Source organism: Streptomyces sp. NPDC050759 (assembly GCF_044456945.1).
In the GTDB taxonomy this organism is placed as follows: domain Bacteria; phylum Actinomycetota; class Actinomycetes; order Streptomycetales; family Streptomycetaceae; genus Streptomyces.
This window is the reverse complement of sequence record NZ_JBITGI010000011.1, coordinates 335,350-354,466: the sequence shown is the minus strand read 5'-3', so window position 1 is coordinate 354,466 and position 19,117 is coordinate 335,350. Positions and strand designations below refer to the sequence as shown.

14 protein-coding genes are annotated in these 19,117 nt (G+C 69.3%); 9 read left to right on the top strand and 5 right to left on the bottom strand.

The features are described from left to right. The 3 genes from ACIBJB_RS30515 to ACIBJB_RS30505 all read right to left on the bottom strand — a co-directional run. Positions 1–377 (bottom strand): condensation domain-containing protein (locus ACIBJB_RS30515; protein ID WP_398935162.1); only part of this gene is annotated, 377 nt, incomplete at its 3' end. Beyond that, positions 374–583, bottom strand: a complete 210-nt coding sequence (locus tag ACIBJB_RS30510; protein ID WP_398935160.1) for an MbtH family protein — start codon at positions 581–583, stop codon at positions 374–376. The genes ACIBJB_RS30510 and ACIBJB_RS30515, both read right to left, overlap by 4 nt. Then, complete coding sequence (locus tag ACIBJB_RS30505) at positions 576–1,880, bottom strand: MFS transporter (protein WP_398935158.1); 1,305 nt, start codon at positions 1,878–1,880, stop codon at positions 576–578. Before ACIBJB_RS30505 ends, ACIBJB_RS30510 begins: the two co-directional genes overlap by 8 nt. A 230-nt stretch (positions 1,881–2,110) precedes the next feature. Here ACIBJB_RS30505 and ACIBJB_RS30500 point away from each other — a divergent pair, with 230 nt between their 5' ends. The 9 genes from ACIBJB_RS30500 (at position 2,111) to ACIBJB_RS30460 (ending at position 16,488) form a co-directional block, all read left to right on the top strand. Then, a complete protein-coding gene (locus ACIBJB_RS30500; RefSeq protein ID WP_398935157.1) occupies positions 2,111–3,934 on the top strand; it encodes a non-ribosomal peptide synthetase in 1,824 nt (607 codons plus the stop codon). A 106-nt stretch (positions 3,935–4,040) separates the two neighbouring features. After that, positions 4,041–5,408: a DUF6002 family protein gene (locus ACIBJB_RS30495; protein WP_398935155.1), complete on the top strand. Its 1,368-nt coding sequence runs from the start codon at positions 4,041–4,043 to the stop codon at positions 5,406–5,408. A 41-nt stretch (positions 5,409–5,449) separates the two neighbouring features. Next, positions 5,450–5,869 (top strand): aspartate 1-decarboxylase, encoded by a 420-nt coding sequence (panD, locus tag ACIBJB_RS30490; RefSeq protein WP_398935153.1) that lies wholly within the window; start codon positions 5,450–5,452, stop codon positions 5,867–5,869. Beyond that, positions 5,866–7,065 (top strand): GNAT family N-acetyltransferase, encoded by a 1,200-nt coding sequence (locus ACIBJB_RS30485; protein WP_398935151.1) that lies wholly within the window; start codon positions 5,866–5,868, stop codon positions 7,063–7,065. Before panD ends, ACIBJB_RS30485 begins: the two co-directional genes overlap by 4 nt. After that, positions 7,065–8,885, top strand: coding sequence for an asparagine synthase (glutamine-hydrolyzing) (gene asnB, locus ACIBJB_RS30480; RefSeq protein WP_398935149.1), 1,821 nt, complete (start codon positions 7,065–7,067; stop codon positions 8,883–8,885). Before ACIBJB_RS30485 ends, asnB begins: the two co-directional genes overlap by 1 nt. Then, positions 8,882–10,558 carry a DUF885 family protein gene (locus ACIBJB_RS30475; RefSeq protein ID WP_398935147.1) on the top strand — a complete coding sequence of 559 codons (1,677 nt, stop codon included), beginning with the start codon at positions 8,882–8,884 and terminating at the stop codon, positions 10,556–10,558. The genes asnB and ACIBJB_RS30475 overlap by 4 nt, the downstream gene beginning before the upstream one ends. Before the next feature lie 115 nt (positions 10,559–10,673). Next, positions 10,674–10,862, top strand: a complete 189-nt coding sequence (locus ACIBJB_RS30470) for a hypothetical protein (protein WP_398935146.1) — start codon at positions 10,674–10,676, stop codon at positions 10,860–10,862. A 595-nt stretch (positions 10,863–11,457) separates the two neighbouring features. Continuing rightward, entirely contained in the window at positions 11,458–15,927 is a 4,470-nt protein-coding gene (locus ACIBJB_RS30465) for an RICIN domain-containing protein (RefSeq protein ID WP_398935144.1), read from the top strand. Positions 15,928–16,035: 108 nt separating this feature from the next. Then, a complete protein-coding gene (locus tag ACIBJB_RS30460; protein WP_398935142.1) occupies positions 16,036–16,488 on the top strand; it encodes a hypothetical protein in 453 nt (150 codons plus the stop codon). A 369-nt stretch (positions 16,489–16,857) separates the two neighbouring features. Here the strand turns inward: ACIBJB_RS30460 and ACIBJB_RS30455 are convergent, their stop codons facing one another. Both ACIBJB_RS30455 and ACIBJB_RS30450 read right to left on the bottom strand, forming a co-directional pair. Then, positions 16,858–17,472: a type IV toxin-antitoxin system AbiEi family antitoxin domain-containing protein gene (locus tag ACIBJB_RS30455; RefSeq protein WP_398935140.1), complete on the bottom strand. Its 615-nt coding sequence runs from the start codon at positions 17,470–17,472 to the stop codon at positions 16,858–16,860. A 250-nt stretch (positions 17,473–17,722) separates the two neighbouring features. After that, a complete protein-coding gene (locus tag ACIBJB_RS30450; RefSeq protein WP_398935138.1) occupies positions 17,723–19,090 on the bottom strand; it encodes an L-serine ammonia-lyase in 1,368 nt (455 codons plus the stop codon). Positions 19,091–19,117 lie beyond the last annotated feature (27 nt).

The window sequence follows — 19,117 nt, the reverse complement described above, 5'->3', positions numbered from 1 at the left end:
TAGCGGTGGGGGATGGTGTGGGGTGGGTCGTGGGTGACGTGGGGTTGGCCGTGGGTGGTGGGGAAGTGGGAGCGGAGTGTTTCGTGGCGGGTGATGAGGTGGTGGAGGGCGGTCTGCAGGGCGGTGGTGTCCAGGGGGCCGTGGATGCGGTAGACGGTGTCGGCGGTGGTGTAGGCGATGGTGTCGGGGTGGAGTTGTTCCTGGAACCACAGCCGTTCCTGGGCGTATGACAGCGGTGCCGGGCCCTCCCCCTTCCCCCGACGCACCAACGGGACGGCCGCTGAACCGGCTTCCTGCACGGAGCCCTTGCCCTGCAGCCGCCGCATCAGCAGTTCGGCCTGGGCCGCGGACAGCCGCGGAGCTCGCTCTGTGGTCATGAGGCGGGCCGCTCCCCTCGCGCGCGGCGCACACTGAGCGGTGTGATGTCCGGCCAGATCTCGCGGATGTGGTCGAGGCACTCCTGCTTGTCGCCGGTGAAGCCGGTCTCGGTCCAGCCTGCCGGGACGTCCCGTCCCACGGGCCAGATGGAGTGCTGTTCCTCCGCGTTGACCACGACGGCGAACGCGGCAAAAGCGTCACTCATGGTGTGCCTTTCCTTCCGGAGATGTGTGTGCGGTCGCGGATGGGGCGGTGGCACGTCCGCGCGGGCTCCCCGCGGCCATCAGCCAGCACCCGACGGCGGCGGAGGCCGCGGCGGTGGACCACAGGAGGAAGCGGTAACCCGTCAGTTCCTCCAGTACGGCGCCCGCGAGCCGGGAGACCGCCAGGGGAACGAAGATCATCATGCTGACGGCGGCGGCGGTCCGTCCCTGAAGCGGTTCCGGGGTCTGACGTTGCATGAGCGTCAGCGCGCCGATGAGAAGACAGGGCACGCCCATGCCCTGCAGGAACATGCCCGGCAGGATCAGGAGCAGGGTCGGCGCGACCAGCAGCGCCACCCCCACGGCGTTGGCGACCATCGCCAGAGCGACGAAGCGCACCTCGCCCAACCGGTGGATCAACTGCACGGCGACCAGGCTGATCAGAATGGAGCCCACGCCCTGCACCCCCACCAGGAACCCCAGATAGGCCGGCTGCCGGTGCAGCCCGTCCTCCACCACTCCGAACAGCGCGGTCTGGGTGAACCCCAGGGCCAGCAGTGCGACGGCGCTGCCGAGTACCACCCGGCGCAGCCCGGCGGCCCGCAGCAGGTGGCGGAAGCCGGCCAGGATCCCGTGTCCCGCCGACACCCCGTGCGGGTCCGCCGGTTCGGCCGTCGGCTCCGCACGCTCGTCGACGCGCAGCAGTCGGAACAGCACACAGGCCAGGCCTGAGGCGAGCGCCGCCACGGCGGCGACCGGCCCGCCTCCGATCCAGGCGAACAGGCTGACCCCCAGAGCGGGGGCCAGCACCTTCATGCTCTCCTGGATGCACTGCAACAGGCTGTTGGCGGCGCCGAGTAGCGACTCGGGCAGCATCGTGACGAACAGACCGCTCTCCGCCACCGTCATCACGGCGAGCGCGGCGCCGTACACGAAGGTCACCAGATAGACGAGCCAGACCTGGGACGCGTCGTGCACCAGCAGCAGCACGGGGGTGACCGCGGCGGCCACGGCGTTCGCGACCACCATGATCGTGCGGCGTCGGATCCGGTCGGCCAGCAGTCCGAAGAAGGGGTAGAACACCGCCGGGATCGACACGAAGAAGGTGACAAGCCCCGCGGCGCCGCTGTCACCGGTGAGTGTCTTGACCCACACCCCGCCGACGAGCACCAGCATGTTCGCGCCGATGAACGCCAACGTCAGTGCGGAGAAGAAGAGTTGGGCACTCCGCAGCCGCAACAGGGACAGAATGCCCGGTCGTCGGCCCGCCGTCGGTGTGCTCGAAGTGGCGACAGTCATGCGACCGAGCCTCACCCCGCGTCCGAGGGCCGGGCAACCGATCCGGACCGGGACGCGTGGACTTCGTGCAATCCGAAGTGACAGCCGGTCACCGCCGAGAAGAACGGCGCTACTTCGTTCAATCGGCGTTGTTGGCGTGCAAGGCGGTGTCTGAAGCTGAGTCCGGCCTTCACGGTCGTACGTGGCCACGGGACGCCGTATCCGAACCGATCCACCGACAAGGAGCCGCAGTGGACGTCATCGAGCGCTTCGAAGCGTGTGCGTCACAACACCCCGACGCCACCGCGCTCATCGGCCCGGACGGGGAGCGGATCTCGTACGACCGCCTCGACGCGGAGGCCGACGGGCTCGCGGCCGCGCTCCTGGAGGCCGGCGTCGGGCCCGAGTCCGTGGTCGGGCTGTGCATGACCCGGCGGCCGCCCGCCGTCGCCGTGATGCTGGCGGTCCTCAAGGCGGGGGCGGCCTTCCTGCCCCTCGACGCCTCCCACCCGGCGGACCGGATCGCCACCATGGTGCGGACCGCGGCCGCTCACTGTGTCGTGACCGAACGGGAGGTGGCATCCGCCCTGCGGCAGTGCCCGGCCCCGCTGCCCGTGCTGTTCCACGACGAGCTGGAGTCCACCGCGCGGCCGCTGCCGTCGAAAGAACGGGCGTTGCCGGCGGAGAGCCTGCGATGCGTGATCTTCACCTCGGGATCGACGGGACGGCCCAAGGGCATCGGCATGGGCTCCACCACCATCGAGACCGTGGCCGACTGGGCTCTGCGGAGCGCCGACGGACCCACCGTGTGCCTTCAGTTCTCCTCGCCCGCCTTCGACATGTCGCTGCAGGAGATCTTCGGCACCCTGCTGGGCGGCGGCACCCTCGTCCTGATCAGTGAGGAGGACCGGCGGGATCCCGGAGAAATGCTGCGCACCATGGCCCGCGAAAGGGTCCGGCGCCTGTACACGTCGCCCGCCCATCTGCGGCAACTGGCCCGCGCCCATACGGCCGGTGCCGCCGACCACGGTCCACTCGCGCTGCGCGAGATCATCTCCGCGGGCGAGCCGCTGCATGTCACCGAGGAGATACGCACCTTCATGCGGGCGCTGGGGGACGACGCCGTGCTGGAGAACCAGTACGGCCCCTCGGAAACGCATCAGGCCACCGCGTACACCCTCACCGGCGATCCCGGGACATGGCCGGAGCACCCCCCGCTCGGGCGTCCCGTCCCGGGAGTGCGCGTACACCTCGTGGACGAGTTCCTCGCCCCCGTCCCGCAGGGAGCGACGGGGGAGATCTGCATAGCCGGAGCGGGCGTCACGCGCGGTTATCTGAACGCGCCCGACGGGACCGCCGAGCGCTTCCTCCCGGCCCTTCGCGGTACGGCCCCCGGAGAACGGATGTACCGGACGGGGGACCTGGCCCGCTGGAACGACAACGGCGACCTGGAGTTCCTGGGCCGGGTCGACAACCAGGTGAAGATCCGCGGCCACCGGGTCGAGCCGGGAGAGGTGGACGCCGTGCTTCTCGCCCTTCCCGACGTCCGCGAAACGGTGACGGTCGCCGTGCCGGGCCCGGACGGGGTCCGCCAACTGGTGTCCTACGTCGTACCGCGCGTCCCGACTCCCAACCCCGGAGGGATACGGCGGGCCGTCGCCGCCCGGCTGCCGGAATACATGGTGCCCACTGCCGTGGTGCTCCTCGAGCGGCTCCCCCTCAACACCAACGGGAAGGTCGACCGCGGGGCCCTGCCGGACCCGGCGGACGCCCGCACCCCGTACGCGTCCACCACTGCGTACGCGGCGCCGCAGTTGCCCCACGAGATCCTCATCCACGACATCTGGGCCCAGGCGCTGGAACGAGACCGGATCGGTGTCGACGACACCTTTCTCGATCTCGGGGGGACCTCCCTGGTGGCGATGCAGATCGTCTCCCGTGTCCGGGAGACCTTCGGCGTAGGCGTCCCGGTCCGGGTCATCTTCGACTCCCCGACGATCCGCACGCTCGCCCAGGCAGTGGAACAGGCCGTCATCGCCGACATCACCGCCGCCACGCACCAGACCACCGAATAGGCAGCACCTCTGTCACCCGCGGAGGACAACTGCCTTGTCCTGCGCACTACTTCCCCACCACGCAGCACACCAGTCACCCGCATACTCGCAGAGGAGTGGAAGCGCTATGCCCGCACCGGCGCTGAACGGCGAAACCGGACGCGTTGTGCGCAACGCACTGTGGCGCTACTTGCCGGAGATACAGACCGTGGCCAAGAACGTCACGGTGGAACGCACGACGCAGCCCGCGGTCCCCCTGGACTTCAGCGTGACGGACCGCGCGGCCTTCGAACGCTTCACGGACGTGTCCGACATCGCGCTCACCCAGCTCGACGAGGGAACCCACCTCCTCGATCTGATGCGCAATCCGGGCACCCGCACGACGAAGACGATCGCCTCGCTGCTGATGATTGCCCGCGCGGTCAGCCATATCCGTCGCACCGGGGAGCGCGTCCTGCTCCTCACCCCCACGTCGGGAAACAAGGGAACAGCGCTGCGGGACGCGGTGGCCCGCGCCCACGCGTCCGGCCTGGCGACCCCCGACGAACTACGCATCGTGATGCTGGCCCCCGAGGCCTCCCGGTCCAAACTCCGCGACTGCGCACTGACCACCGACGCGCAGACCCGCCGCGGCAACCCCGTGGTGCTCGCCCGCGTCGATCGCCCCGCAGACGTCAAACTGCTCAGCAACGCGGTCGCCGAGCAGCACGCGGACGAGCTGCTGACCCGTACCGGCTTCCGGCTCTGGTACACCCTGGACCTCGACAACTACCGCATCGCCGACGCGGTGCGGGCCTTCGTCGAGCACGACCTGATGCCGCTCACCGAGAACTCGGCGCCGCGCACCCATGTGCACGCGGTCTCCAGCGCCTTCGGACTGCTCGGCTACCACCTGGGCCACCGACTGCTCACCGAGGGACTGCGGGCCGGTGACCCCGGTCCGGCCCGGCACCCGGCGTTCTTCCTGGTCCAGCAGCCGGCCACGCCGGACATGGTCGTCAGCCTGCTGGGCACCGACATGCCGGACTACGCGTACGACAACGCGGCCGGCGCATGGCGGCAGAACGTGTCACCGGCGTTCCCCGCCGTCACCGACGACCCCGCCGAAGCCATCGACGCGACCTTCTACACCAAGCAGCCGGTGACCTCCGCCCAGATCAACGGGATCGTCGCGGAACACGGCGGCGGGGGAGTCGTGGTCTCCCGCCGCGAGTGCCTGGACCGCCTGGACCAGGTCCGGGAACTCGCCGCCCGCGCCGGCGTGCACATCGACCCGGACACCACGCTGATCCGTGAGTGGTCCCTGGTCAAGGCGCTCACCGGGACGCTGGTCGCGAGGGAACGCGGGCTTCTGCGCGCGGACGAAGAGGTCGTGGTGCACGCCTCCGGCTTCTACACCGACTCCATGATCCCTCCGATGAGGGACGAGCACATCGAACGGGTGGCGACCGTGGACGAGATGGTCCGTCTCGTGTTCGCCGCCGCGCGCGACTGACCCTGGCCGACCATCCTCCCCACGTCGAAAGGCAGCAGGAAATGTTCCGCACGATGCTCAAGTCGAAGATCCACCGGGCCACCGTCACCCAGTGCGACCTCCACTACGTCGGCTCCCTCACCGTCGACGCCGACCTCATGGAGGCGGCCGACCTCCTGCCGGGCGAACTCGTCCACGTCGTGGACATCAACAACGGCAACCGGCTGGAGACCTACGTGATCGAGGGGCCGCGGGGCACCGGCGTGATCGGGGTGAACGGTGCCGCGGCCCGTCTCGTGCAGCAGGGCGACCTGGTGATCATCATCGCGTACGGCATGGTCGCCGAGGACCAGGTGCACGACACCAAGCCCCATGTGGTGTTCGTGGACACGGACAACCACGTGGTCAGTCTCGATCCGGCGCTCGCGTCGGCACCGGACGGGCACGGGCTCCGGGCCGGCGACGAGGTGGAGGCCGGGTGATCCCCCGGGCCTGGCGGTACGCCTGGCACAACAGCGCCGACCGGCGGATCGTGCGGGCACACGGCTGGGCGGACACGGCCGTCACGGCCCGGCCCGGGATCACCTACTCCACTGCGTCGGCCGCCGGGGACGACCCGCTTGTGCTCGCGTACGCCGGACTGACGGACGGGCTCAGCCATGTGCTGCCGTTCCTGGAGGAGCGTCGTGGCACCGAGGGCCGACGGCTGCGACGCCGCGTCCGCTGGGCCGAACTGACCGCCGCACGGCCGACGGCGGCCGCGGACCTCCTCGCCGTCGGAGCCGGCCGCGACCGGCTCACGGCGCACACCGTCACGCCGCTCCGCCACAGCCTGCTGCTGCCCTTCCGGATCAACCTGACGGTTCCGGTCCCCCCGGATGCGAAGGACGTGCTGCCCGGGGTCTCCCGCAAGGCGCGCCAACAGCATGCCCGGGAGGTCCGATCCCGCTCCCGGACACTCGAAGTGGTCTCCTCCGACGCGGATCTCGTGTCCTTCTACCACCGCATGCACCTGCCGACCATGCGGAGCCGGCACGGCGGCGCCGCCCGCTCGGTGGACCTCGGCACCGCCCGGCGGTGCCTGTTCCGGCAGGGCGTCCTGTTCCACCTGTGCGAGCAGGGCACGCCGGTCGCCGGGATGCTCTGCCGGCTGGAGGGCGACGTACTGGTGCTCAGACTGGCGGGGGTGCTGGACGGCTCCGGGAGCCCCTACCGGTCCGGCACCTACATGTCCCTGTACATCATGATCATCGAGTGGGCCGCCCGGAACGGGATCACCCACGTCGACCTCTCGGGCTGTGAACCGTTCCTGAGCAAGGGGATCTTCCAGTTCAAACGGAAACTCCACCCCGAGGTCGGGATTCCCGGCAATCACTTCGCCGGCAAACGGCTGCTGCTGCGGGTGCTCCAGGACCGTCCCGTCGTACGGGACTTCCTCGTGGCCAACCCGCTGCTCGCCCTCGACGCCCGGGACCGGCTCGAAGCGGTCTACTTCCACGACCGCGAACGTCCGCCCCGGCTGGACCTGCGCTGGGAATGCCCGGGCATCGCCGGTCACCGGCTGGAGGACCTTGACTCCTTCCTCGCCGGCCTGCCCACCGGACCGGCGACGACCAGGGCCTCGTCCGCCGACCCCGCGCGCCACCTGACTGCATCCGACCGGAAGGGAGGCCTGTGATGTGCGGCATCGCCGGCTGGATCGACTTCGACCGAGATCTCACCGTCGCCGGGGAGACGGTGCGGGCCATGACTGACTCCCTGCAGCGGCGGGGCCCCGACGCCCAGGGCGTCTGGCTCTCGGCGAACGCCGCCCTCGGCCACCGTCGGCTGGCGGTGATCGACATCGAGGGCGGGGGCCAGCCCATGGTGACCGGCCGCCGCGGCCAGGACGGCCCGGTGGTCCTGACGTACAGCGGTGAGCTCTACAACTACCGCGAGCTGCGGGAGGAACTGCGTTCCCTGGGGCACCGCTTCGGCACGGATTCCGACACGGAGGTGGCCCTGCACGCCTACCTGGAGTGGGGAGCCGCCTGCCCGGACCGGATGACCGGCATGTACGCGTTCGCGGTCTGGGACTCCGACCGCGAGGAGCTCCTTCTCGTGCGCGACCGGCTCGGCGTCAAACCCCTCTACTACCACGCCTACCCCGGCGGCCTGCTCTTCGGATCCGAGCCCAAGGCGATCCTGGCCAATCCGCTGTTCCGGCCGCGCACCAGCGAACAGAAGCTCCCGCTGCTCTTCAACCCCCGGCTCGCCCTGCCCGGCGAGACACCGTTCACCGACCTGCGGCAGGTGCAGCCCGGGCACCTGGTGCGGATGGACCGCTCGGGCGCGCACGAGACACCGTACTGGCGACTGGTCAGCAGGGAGCACCTCGACGACCAGACGACCACGGTGCGCACGGTGCGCGAGCTCCTGGCAGATGTCGTCTCGCATCAACTCGTGGCGGACGTCCCCCTGTGCGCACTGCTGTCAGGGGGGCTCGACTCCACGGCCATCAGCGCGCTCGCCGCCGCCGGGCGGCCCGGGACGCTGCGCACCTTCTCGGTCGACTTCCAGGACGCGGAGCGGGACTTCCGTCCGACGACGCTGCGGCCCGAGCGGGACACACCGTTCGCCCTGGAGGCCGCCCGCCACATCGGAACGGACCACACGGCCGTCACACTCGACCCGGGTGGGCTGCCGGACGTGGTTCCCGCGACGCTGGCCGCCCGCGACCTGCCCAGTCTCGGGCAGTTCGACGCGTCGATGTACCTGCTGTTCCAGGAGATACGGAAACACTCGACCGTGGCGCTCTCCGGCGAGGCGGCGGACGAGGTCTTCGGCGGCTACCCCTGGTTCTTCGACCAGCAGACCGTCTGGGGCGACACGTTCCCCTGGCTCGGCAACGCCCCCAGGCTGACCGACTGCCTCGCCCCCGATCTCCGCGCCCGCATCCGCCCGCAGGACGACGAACACGACCGCTACGCCACCCTGCGCGCCCGCGTGCCCCGGCTGCCGGGGGAGAGCGGCCTGCAGGCGCGTATGCGGGAGGTCCTCTTCCTCAGTCTTCAGGGACCGCTGCTCTACCTCCTGGACCGCAAGGACCGGATGAGCATGGCGCTCGGCCTGGAGGTGAGGGTCCCGTTCTGCGACCACACACTGCTGGAGTACGTCTGGAACGTGCCCTGGAAGATGAAGATCGCGGACGGCCGCGAGAAGAGCCTGCTGCGCCAGGCCGTCGGCGACCTGGTGCCGCAGAGCGTCCTGCGACGAAACAAGAGCGCTTACCCCGCGACCTTCTCTCCGGAGCACGCCGCCGGTGTCCGCGCCGCGCTGGACCGACTGCTCGCGGACTCCTCCTCACCGCTGACGGGCATGCTGGACACGGGGAAGGTGCGGGCCCTCGCGGACAGCGGGACCACGATGATGACCATGGCCGACCCGCTGCACTTCCTGCTGCCGCTGATCGAGGTCGACCGCTGGCTGCGCACGTACAAGGTCGAGCTGACCGCATGACGACGGTCGGCGAGGCAAGGCGCGACGCCACGCTCACTACGCTGGCGGCGGAGTTCTGGAGATGGCGCACCAGCACCCAGCCGGACTCCTACGACGACATTCCCCGCGTGCCGCGGCCCCCGGGATGGCTGCCCGACTGGTCCGCGGCCGCCGTCGACCGACGCCGCCGCGCCCTGCGGGAGTTCGGCGCACGCCACCGACGACTCGACCTGACCGGCGCACCGGTGGCCGTCCAGGTCGACGGCCGGCTGCTCGGCTCGGCACTGGCCCGTGTGCAGTGGGAACTCGAACTGCTCCAGGGCTGGCGGCGCGATCCCTGTTTCTACGTCGACCAGAGCCTGGTCCCCGTCTACCACCTGCTGCTTCCGCCGCCGCCCTTCGACGAGGTGCGCGCCGCGGAGATCGTACGTCTGCTGGATCATGTGCCGCGGACACTGCGGTCGGCCGAACGGAACCTGGCCGGACACGCCGCGCCGGCCTTCACCCAGGCCGCGCTGCACCTGCTCGAAGACGCCGGTCGCCGGGTGGGGGAGGCCGCGGCGGCGCTCGGCCCGGAACTGCCGGGCGGATACACCGCGCCGCTCCGCACGGCCGCGGAAGGCGCCCGCCGAGCCCTCGACCGGTACCAGGAGTGGCTGTCGCGGCAACGGCTGGAGCACGGCGACGAGACGTCCCTCGGCATCGCCGTCGGCGCGGACGCTCTCCGCTTCTTCCTGCACCGGGTCGCCCTCCTCCCGTACCCGGTCGATCGTCTGCGTGAGCTGGCCAAGCTGGAATACGACCGGGCGACGGCGGCCGAGGCGCAGGTGCGCGCCCGCGGCCACACCGGGCACGAGTCACCCCTGCTGCCCAGTGCAGCGGCGCAGATCGCCCGGCAGCGGGACGACGAGAGGGAAGTGCGAGGGTTCCTGTCCCGTACCGGTCTCCTCGAACTGCCCGCCGGTCTGCGCCACTACCGCAACGCGCCCATGCCGGACTACCTGGAACCGCTCAGCGGGCTCGGAGTACCGCACCACACCGGTACGGCACCCGGCGAGGACGCCCTGCGCTACATCCGTGAACCCCACTCCGCCCTGCCCTACTTCCAGCTGGCCGAAGCCCGCGATCCGCGACTCGGTGTCGCGCACGAGGGAGTGCACGCGTGGCAGCTGGCCCTCGCGCACCAGCACACCGACCCCCTGCGGCGCCACTACTACGACTCGGTGCCGCACGAGGGAACCGCCTTCTACACCGAGGAACTGCTCCTCACCGCGGGCCTGTTCGACGACAGCCCGGACAGCGTGCTCTTCCTCTACGGAGCCATGCGGCTGCGAGCCCTGCGCGTCGAGGTCGACACCGGGCTCGCGCTCGGTCTGTGCTCCGTGGAGCAGGCCGCGGACAGGCTCGCCCGGGCGGTGCCCATGGACCGGCGCACCGCGTGGGAAGAGGCCGTGTTCTTCGCCGGACGTCCCGGTCAGGGTCTCAGCTACCAGGTCGGCAAGACGCAGATCCGTGAGTTGCTGTCCGCGTGTGCCGAGCGGCAGGGGCCGGGTTTCAGCCTGCCGGACTTCCACCGCAGGCTCTGGCACGAGAGCGCCGTGCCCTTCGCGCTCCAGCGCTGGGAACTGCTCGGCCTGCGGGACCAGGTGGACGAGGCGGAGCGGCTCGCCGGGGGCGAGGGGCCGGGAGGCTGAGCCGGAATTCCTCGTGCGTGGAGTGGGGCTCCAGCTCGCGTCCACCGGGCTCTCGCACGCTGAGGGCAGCCGACCGGGATCTCCCCGGCACGTCTCGCACCGGCGGTGAGCGGACATGAGTGTTGACAGGCCAGAGCACGCGGTGACCTTCGCGGCGCAATTCCGCAGGACGGCACCCGGTGACGTACGGACGCCGAGAGCCGACCCGATGACGTTCGACACGAGCGCGGATCTCCTGGGCCGGATTCTGGACCTCGCGCTCATGGGCGCAGAGCCCGACTACCGGTACACCACGTCCACGTAGAACGCGCTGGTCAGAGCCTCTCGCCCTAGCATTCGATGATGTTCACCGCGAGCCCGCCCCGGGCCGTCTCCTTGCTCGCGCGACGCGCTGGTCATTTGGTGGCCAAGCGTGCAGCGAAGGTGCAGATGGATCCCCAGCCCGCCTTGCAGCCGCAGGCCTGCAGCCGGAGGTCTCCGTAAGGGGCTTCACGTCGACTGTGATGTTGGTCTCGCTATCGCGGAGCGTGTGCAAGGGTGCGACTCGGTAAGAGGCCGGCAAGGCCCCTCTCACAAGCTGTACACAAGTTCCACTCTGATTCCCTCGACGATCGGATGGCTACCGACCGTAACTACCGTGGGCATAAAGACGTGTCGTGGGAAGCGCTGGCATGCCTATGGTGGCGTCTGCTCCTGGAGGGACCTGACCAGTCCGCTTGTCCGGGAGTGTCCGGCGTGTCCGCGGGGGGAGCGCCCAATACTGCGTGATGCCCCATGTGCGGGTTTGACGTGTCCCTCCTAGGCGTGCGCCTGCAGCAGTCGCCCCCTAAAAGAGAGGGATACGCGTGTTACGTAGATCTGAACGGAAGCAGGGCAGACGCCCGAGATGGCTGGCCAGTTTGGCGACTCCGGTCGTCCCGCTCGCCTCCCTGGCTCTTCTCGCCACCGTGGCGGTACAGCCGGCTTCGGCCATCGGCCAGGATCCCCGTACCAGTTCGGCCGTCGACTCCTACGACGGGTTCGACGCCAAGGCCGCGGAACAGTTGCGCGGGGATCAGTGTGTGGGCGTCGACGCCCTGCGCAAGGGCGGCCCCAACCTGTTCGCCCTGGCACAGGGCGCCATCGGGCTGCCGCCCGATCAGCTGCATCAGAAGCTCAACCGGGACCTCTACGACACCAAGGATCCCCTGCACACGGCTTTCTCCGCCGACGAGGACAACAGCTCTCAGTGGCAGAACAAGGTCTTGGACCAAGGGCATGCGTTCACCACCGCCGTAACGGGCTTGCGTGACTACCCTGGTGAGCCGCAGGGAGCAACCGAGATCTACGACCGGATCGGGTTGCTCCCGTGGATCTACCAGTCGTGGGGCAAGGCGATCGACCTCTTCTCGCCGTTCTATGAGCCCTCACCCACCGCAGACGACGACACGAAGACTGCCGCGCTGACGATCGGCGACCAGCTGTACACCTCCGGGGGCACTCCGGAGGAACAGCAGGCGTGGGCGCTGTGGAAGAAGAACTCCGGCAAGATCGAACCCAACACACTGTTCGTTCCCCGGGTGTTCGCGGACGACGCCCGCATCTTCCTGTCCTCGGGTGGTTTCCCCAGGACGGCTCCGGCCCCGGACACGCCTGAGTTCCGTATCGCAGTCGAGGATCTGAAATCCCGTTTCGCTGCCTGCGGATGGCACGATCCGATCGACCCGAACCGGGTGCTCGGCAAGGAGGTGGCGCAGGCAACCACCGAATGGCAGCAGGAGATCGTCTCCCAGGCCGCACAGCGCCGGCAGATCCTGGATGCGTCCAGCACCGCCACGAAGGCGCTGCAGGACGGCTCGTTCGCACTGGGCAAGATGCTGGGGCAGTCGTGGATCGCGGACTACTCCACCCGCTGGCTGGACTACTACACCGAGGGCGGCTTCAACTGGATCGGCGACGGCCAGTTGGAGATCCAGGTGCCGGGCGCTGCCGGCAAGTGCCTCGATGTCGCGGGCGGCGGCAAGATCAACGGCACCCCGGTGCAGGTCTACACCTGTAACGGCGGGGCCTCCCAGAAGTGGCAGCGGTGGGCCTCCTACGAGGGCGGCTACACCCTGCAGAACCCGAACTCGGGCAAGTGCCTGGAGGTGCTGAACGGCAGCAACGCCGATGGCACGAAGGTCCAGATCCGCGACTGCGGCAGCACCAAGGCTCAGCAGTGGAAGTTCGACGTGCGCAGCGCCGGTCCGCTTCTGAACGCGGCGTCCGGCAAGTGTCTGCACCTGCCGACGTTCGACAACAGCAAGGACGCTGTGTCGTCGACGTGCAACGGCTCCGCGGCGCAGAAGTTCCGGATCGTCGCCAAGACCCACACCGGCACCGCACCGGCGAAGGCCGACGTGGACAAGGCCAAGGCCAACATCACTGCTGCGCAGACAGAGGCGAAGAAGCAGCTCGCCGTAGTCAAGACGCAGCTGACCACCGCACAGAAGGCCGCGACCACGTCGGACACCGCGCTCCAGGCCGCCTACGGCATCGCCGACACCAACGGTGCCCCGCGGGGACGTGGTCTGCTGGTCGGCCTGCAGAAGGCACAGGTCACCAAGGGAGCGGCCGCCGCGCTGCAGGCGTTGGAGAAGGCCGGCGAGACCGCCGAGGCGGCGACCCGTGCCGCGGCCGGGGACAGTGCGACCATCACGCAGCGCGCGTTGGCGCAGGCGGCGCAGTCGAAGGCGGAGTTCCGCAAGGAGGCCGCCGCGGCGGCGGAGTTGCAGGCCAAAGCCGCGGCGGACGCGGCCAGGATGCACCGGGACAACGCCAAGAAGGACAAGGAGACCGCGGAGGCCAAGCTTGCGGTCGCGGTAAAGGCGGAGGGCGACGCGAAGGCGGCCGCCGCCGACGCGCACGCCAAGCGGCTCGCGGCGGAGGCCGAGGAGAAGACGGCCAAGGCGGAGAAGGAGACCGCCGCAGCCAAGCAGGCCGAGGCGGCACAGCACAAGCAGAACGCACAGGCCGAGGCGGCGAAGGCGAAGGACGCCAAGGACCAGGCGGAGACCGCGGAGAATACCGCGGAGAGCAAGCGCGACGACGCGGTAGCGGCCAGGGACCGCGCCAAGGAGATGCGCGACGACGCATGGGACGCCGAAGAGAAGGCGGACGCGGCCCGCGCGAAGGCCGACGCGAAGCAGGCCTACGCGGAGTCCCTCGACTCCGGTGACGCGGCCGACGCCGCTCGCGCCGCGGCGAACGAGGCGGACACGGCAGCCGACAACGCCGAGGCCGCGGCGGGCAGGGCCCGTTCGGAGGCGGATGCCGCCACGCAGGCCGCGGCTGACGCGGACGCCGCGGCGACGCGTGCCGAGGCGGCCGCGAAGCGCGCCCGCTCCGACGCTGATGCCGCCCAGGCGGCAAAGCTGAGGGCGGATGCGGCCGTCAGGACGGCCACGAGCGCCGCTGCGGACGCGATCGCGGCTTCGCAGCATGCCGCGTCCGAAGCGAAGACGGCGGTGGCGCTGGCCGACGAGGCCGAGCAGCACGCCAAGGACGCCAAGTCCCAGGCCGACGGCGCCAAAGCGGAGGCCGGCAAGGCGGTGGCCGCCGCGGCGAAGGCGGCCGGGTTCGCGCATGTCACCGCGCAGGCGGCCGTGGACGCCGGCAAGGCGGCCCAGCAGGTCGCCGTTCCCGCCAACGACGCCGTGGAGCTCGGCTCGCCGTATGTCGACACCGACTCCGCCGCAGGCCTGGTCGTACTGACCGGGCAGGGTGCGAAGTCGATCGCCGAGCAGCAGCAGGCCGTCGCAGACGCGCACGCCAAGAACGCCGCCGCCGAGGCCGACGCTGCGAAGAACCTCGCCGACCAGGCCAAGGGCGACGCCAAGGAGGCGTACACCCACGCGGCGAGCGCCGCCAAGTACGCGGCCGATGCCCGCACCTACTCCAAGGAGGCCCTGGGCTACGCGGCCGACGCCGCGAAGGCCGCTGCGGCGGCGCAGGCCTCGCTGGCCCGCACCATCGAGTACGACCGGCAGGCCGCCGACGACGCGGCAGCCGCCGACAAGGCGGCCGGCAACGCCGAGGGCTACGCCAAGGACGCCCGCGACTCCGCCGACGCAGCGGCACTCGACGCCGAAGCCGCCCGCTCCGCGGCCGCCCAGGCCGAACAGGACGCCAAGGAGGCCAGAGCGGCCGCCGACCGCGCGGACGCGGCGGCGACGGAGGCGGAACAGGCGGCGAAGGACGCCGACAAGTACGCCAAGGAAGCCCAGGACGCCGCTGACCGCACCGAACGGGAGGACGCCAATAAGGAGGTGTCCCAAGGGGTCGCCACGGGCATTCCCGGTGTGTTCGCCGTTCCGGACGAGTCCACCGTCGAGATCGTCAGCTCAAAGCAGATCGGCACCTGCCCGGGAATGCCGGAGGCGGCCTTCCAAGGCTGCAACGCGAAGTACGACCTGGTCGTCACCTACGAGGCGGACTTCTACCTGTGCACTGACGACCAAGCCCAGGCCACGGCCGACGGGTGCCCGAAGCCGGCGTGGCAGTTCCTCCAGCGGGCGACACTGAAGAACATCAAGATTGACGGCTGGACTCACCAGTTCTCTGGCAAGGACATCGTCCGCGCCGGATGGCAGAGCCTCTTCGGCGACGTGGCCGGATCGATCCTGTTCTCCTTCTTCGCCGAAGACCTGATGGACTGCTGGCACGGCGACAAGACCGCCTGTGCCTGGAGCGTCGCCATATACGTTCCATTCGAAGGGCTGCTCGCCCCGATCTCACGCGCTGTCAAGGCACTCGACGCCGCGGCCAGGACAGGCATCGGCTTCGAAGACGCCTTCAAGGCACTACGCAGCCTGGACGGTCTGTCGCCGCTGGCAAAAGAAGGAATCGGCGCAAGGACCCTCCAACAGCTGTACGAGACGTGCACGAAGCGCACCAGGGCGGCATTCTCACTCTCCGCGGGCAGCGCGTGCACGAAGATCATCCCGTACGCCAGCTCCGAACTGGCTGTTGTTGCCTACAAGTTCCGGGTATCCAGCGGACTCAGGTACAAGTTCGGACGGAACGTGGCGGTTGCAAGGGTTCCAGGATGGGCCAAGGCCACTGGCGCGAAGGATGACTTCGTCGTCTTTGCAAATATCCCCCGGGGGCTTCACTCCGAGGAATTGATCATCCAAAAGCTGGAAGAAAAGGGGTTCAACAAGAATCAGATCGAGGAACTCTACAGCGAACGCAGCCCTTGCGAGGCCATATGCTCTCCTCTGATGGAAGGCATCCCGGTAACCTACTCAACTCCGGACGGACCTGGCGCAGGCCAAATGATCAAGTATATGCTCGACAAGTTCGAGCGTGGAAAGTTTGCGAGCTCCAGCCAAACAAGTCCGTCTGAGTAACGCATGAAGGGGGCCGGAAAGCTGAACTCTCTGGCCCCCTTATGTGTACCGGAGGATGAGACTCCCAGTACCCGTATCATCGAAGATGACCTCACCAGGAGATTCCCAGTGACGTATATAGACCCCGAGAGTCGAGCCAAGGCTAAGGCAGACGGTCACCCGTACGCTTCGGAGGAAATCATCGCCGCTGGGTACGATCTGGCAGGCCGGGTCTGCCGAGAACTGCACCGCGCCGGTCTTCCGGCTCATGTCGAGCGTCCGGAAGGGCAGAAACAGCCCGGCGTCTGGGTGGAAGTCGACATCCAGGGTGAGTACGCAGGAGGCCTCTACGTCCGTTGGAGCGCCCCAGAGCTGGCAGAGGCTGGCATGCGGGCAGTGGCAGAACGGCAGGACCCGACGGCGCCGGAGTGGAAGCACTACGCCGAGGTCGTTCTTCTTATGCGGACGGCGTTGATCGGGATTCTGCGGCTGGCCGGCTTCTCCGTCGTGCGCGCCGAGGAGGTCGACGACCTGGCCGAGGGTGATGTGTACGTTCACGCCGATACGCCCTCGTCTTCGTGAGCACTCTGGGTAGGAGGCACTCGGCGTAGTGCTTGAGGTGGGGCCTGACCCGCCGGGACAGCAAGGCCTCCAACATCATCGTCCGCTCCAACGGCAAGGCGACGGTCGTCGACTTCCGCACCACCAAGGGCAGGAATAGATGTGGAGCTCACGCTCAAACCGTCGACGTGCGCCGAACTGGGCCAGCAGCAGGCCGCCCTTGAGGATGAAGTGTTCCCGGCCAAGAGGCGAAACGACCAAGCGGTAAAGGAATCGTTCGAGGACGTACTCGACCATGATTTCGTCTGTGGACCGGCTGTTGCGGCGAGCCAGGTTGGGCAGGTCGTTGTAGACGCGGCCGGCTGTGATGTCACGCGCGCCCGTTGGCTATCAGGCGAGCACCGCCTCTACGGCAGGACGAATGACGGAGAGGGCATCCAACTCGCGCGCGATGTGCTGGAGTTCGCCGACCCCGCTGCGTCCGTCTCGGCGCAGGTAGCGGCCGAGCGCCGACAGGGCGAGGGTCTCGCCGACACGGTTGCGGTGGCGCATCGCGTCGACGACGCTGCGGGCTGCGTTGTATACGGGGATGGTCTCTCCCGGGGCTGCTTCGAACCGCTCGACTCCGAGGGCGAAGGTCTTCGAGGCGTACTGCGCCACCACGGTCGGCGGGTAGGAAATCGTGGGGCGGCGTGTACCGCGCGGCACGGCGATGTGCACTGCTGCGGGGATGTCGTCGATCAGCTCGTGCAGGGCCAGGGCGGACTCACCACACACGGCAGCGTGAGGAGCCCGCGCGCACGCGGCCAGTAGGTCTGAATGTGCGGTCTCCGGGGCGTCTGCCCGCCGGTACACCCCACGGGACAGTTCGTTTATCTCCCCCTCCGCCACCAAGGACGCCAGATCACGAGGGGAGAGCAGGGCCTGACGTGCCTGCGCCGTCGTGAACGTGGGGGGCAGGTCGGCCAGCCGCTGCTCCAGGCGCGAGTTCTCCGCAGCACTCATGTATCGAATGGTACCCCTCTGCCGGTCTCAAGGGATCGATTTGATACATCCTGGCGACAGTCGGCGGTCAGGGCGGATTGGAAGAGAGATCCCGGATGTCACGAAACCCCAGGTCGGACGCCCATCCCGTGGGATTTCCCGGGGACTTTCACGTCTGTCCCAGCGACATTCCGGGGACTTTCCGCCGCGTAAGCGGGGAAGGCCCCGACAGCGCTGAAAGACACGAACGCGCTGGTCAGGGCCCATCCCCTCAACACTCGATGATGTTGACCGCCAGCCCGCCCCGGGCCGTCTCCTTGTACTTGACGCTCATGTCGGCCCCGGTCTCCTTCATCGTCTTGATGACCTTGTCGAGGGACACCTTGTGCGAGCCGTCCCCCCGCAGGGCCATCTTGGCCGCCGTGACCGCCTTGACCGCGGCCATGCCGTTGCGTTCGATGCAGGGGATCTGGACCAGCCCGCCGACCGGGTCGCACGTCAGGCCCAGGTTGTGCTCCATGCCGATCTCGGCGGCGTTCTCGACCTGTTCGGGGGAGCCGCCGAGGACCTCGGCGAGGGCGCCCGCGGCCATTGAGCAGGCCGAGCCGACCTCGCCCTGGCAGCCGACCTCGGCACCGGAGATGGACGCGTTCTCCTTGAAGAGCATGCCGATGGCGCCGGCGGCCAGCATGAACCGGACGACGCCCTCGTCGTCGGCGCCGGGCACGAAGTTCATGTAGTAGTGGAGCACCGCGGGGATGATGCCCGCGGCCCCGTTGGTCGGGGCGGTCACCACCCGTCCGCCCGCCGCGTTCTCCTCGTTCACCGCCATCGCGTACAGCGTGATCCACTCCATCGCGTGCGCCAACGGGTCGCCCTCCGCGCGGAGTTGGCGGGCGGTGACGGAGGCCCTGCGGCGCACCTTGAGCCCGCCCGGCAGGATGCCCTCGCGGGTCATGCCACGCTGCACGCAGGCCCGCATGACCTCCCAGATCTCCAGCAGCCCGGTGCGGATCTCGTCCTCGGTGCGCCAGGCGCGTTCGTTCTCCAGCATCAGGGCGGAGATCGACAGGCCGGTCTCCTTCGCCAGCCGCAGCAGCTCGTCGCCGGTGCGGAAGGGGTACTTCAGCACCGTGTCGTCCAGCTTGATCCGGTCCGCGCCCATGGCGTCCTCGTCGACGACGAACCCGCCGCCCACCGAGTAGTACGTCTTCGACATGAGCTCGGCGCCCGAGGCGTCGTACGCCCACACCGTCATGCCGTTCGCGTGATAGGGGAGTGTCTTGCGGCGGTGCAGGACCAGGTCGTCGTCGAAGGAGAACGGGATCTCACGCTCGCCGAGCAGCCTCAGGACGCCCGCGGCCTTGATCTCCGCCACCCGGTCGTCCGCGTTCTCCACGTCCACCGTGCGCGGGGAGTCCCCCTCCAGGCCGAGCAGCACCGCCTTCGGGGTGCCGTGGCCGTGACCGGTCGCGCCCAGGGAGCCGTAGAGCTCGCAGCGCACCGAGGCGACGGAGGGCAGCAGTTCCTCGTTGCGCAGGCGGCGGGCGAACATGCGGGCCGCGCGCATCGGGCCGACCGTGTGGGAGCTGGACGGGCCGATGCCGATCGAGAACAGGTCGAAGACCGAGATGGCCACGGGCACTCCTTCAAAAGGGGTGGGGGC

Coding starts and splice junctions, on each gene's coding strand:
- ACIBJB_RS30510 (WP_398935160.1), bottom strand. CDS start 583: ATGAGTGACGCTTTTGCCGCGTTCGCCGTCGTGGTCAACGCGGAGGAA.
- ACIBJB_RS30505 (WP_398935158.1), bottom strand. CDS start 1,880: ATGACTGTCGCCACTTCGAGCACACCGACGGCGGGCCGACGACCGGGC.
- ACIBJB_RS30495 (WP_398935155.1), top strand. CDS start 4,041: ATGCCCGCACCGGCGCTGAACGGCGAAACCGGACGCGTTGTGCGCAAC.
- panD (WP_398935153.1), top strand. CDS start 5,450: ATGTTCCGCACGATGCTCAAGTCGAAGATCCACCGGGCCACCGTCACC.
- asnB (WP_398935149.1), top strand. CDS start 7,065: ATGTGCGGCATCGCCGGCTGGATCGACTTCGACCGAGATCTCACCGTC.
- ACIBJB_RS30475 (WP_398935147.1), top strand. CDS start 8,882: ATGACGACGGTCGGCGAGGCAAGGCGCGACGCCACGCTCACTACGCTG.
- ACIBJB_RS30470 (WP_398935146.1), top strand. CDS start 10,674: ATGAGTGTTGACAGGCCAGAGCACGCGGTGACCTTCGCGGCGCAATTC.
- ACIBJB_RS30455 (WP_398935140.1), bottom strand. CDS start 17,472: ATGAGTGCTGCGGAGAACTCGCGCCTGGAGCAGCGGCTGGCCGACCTG.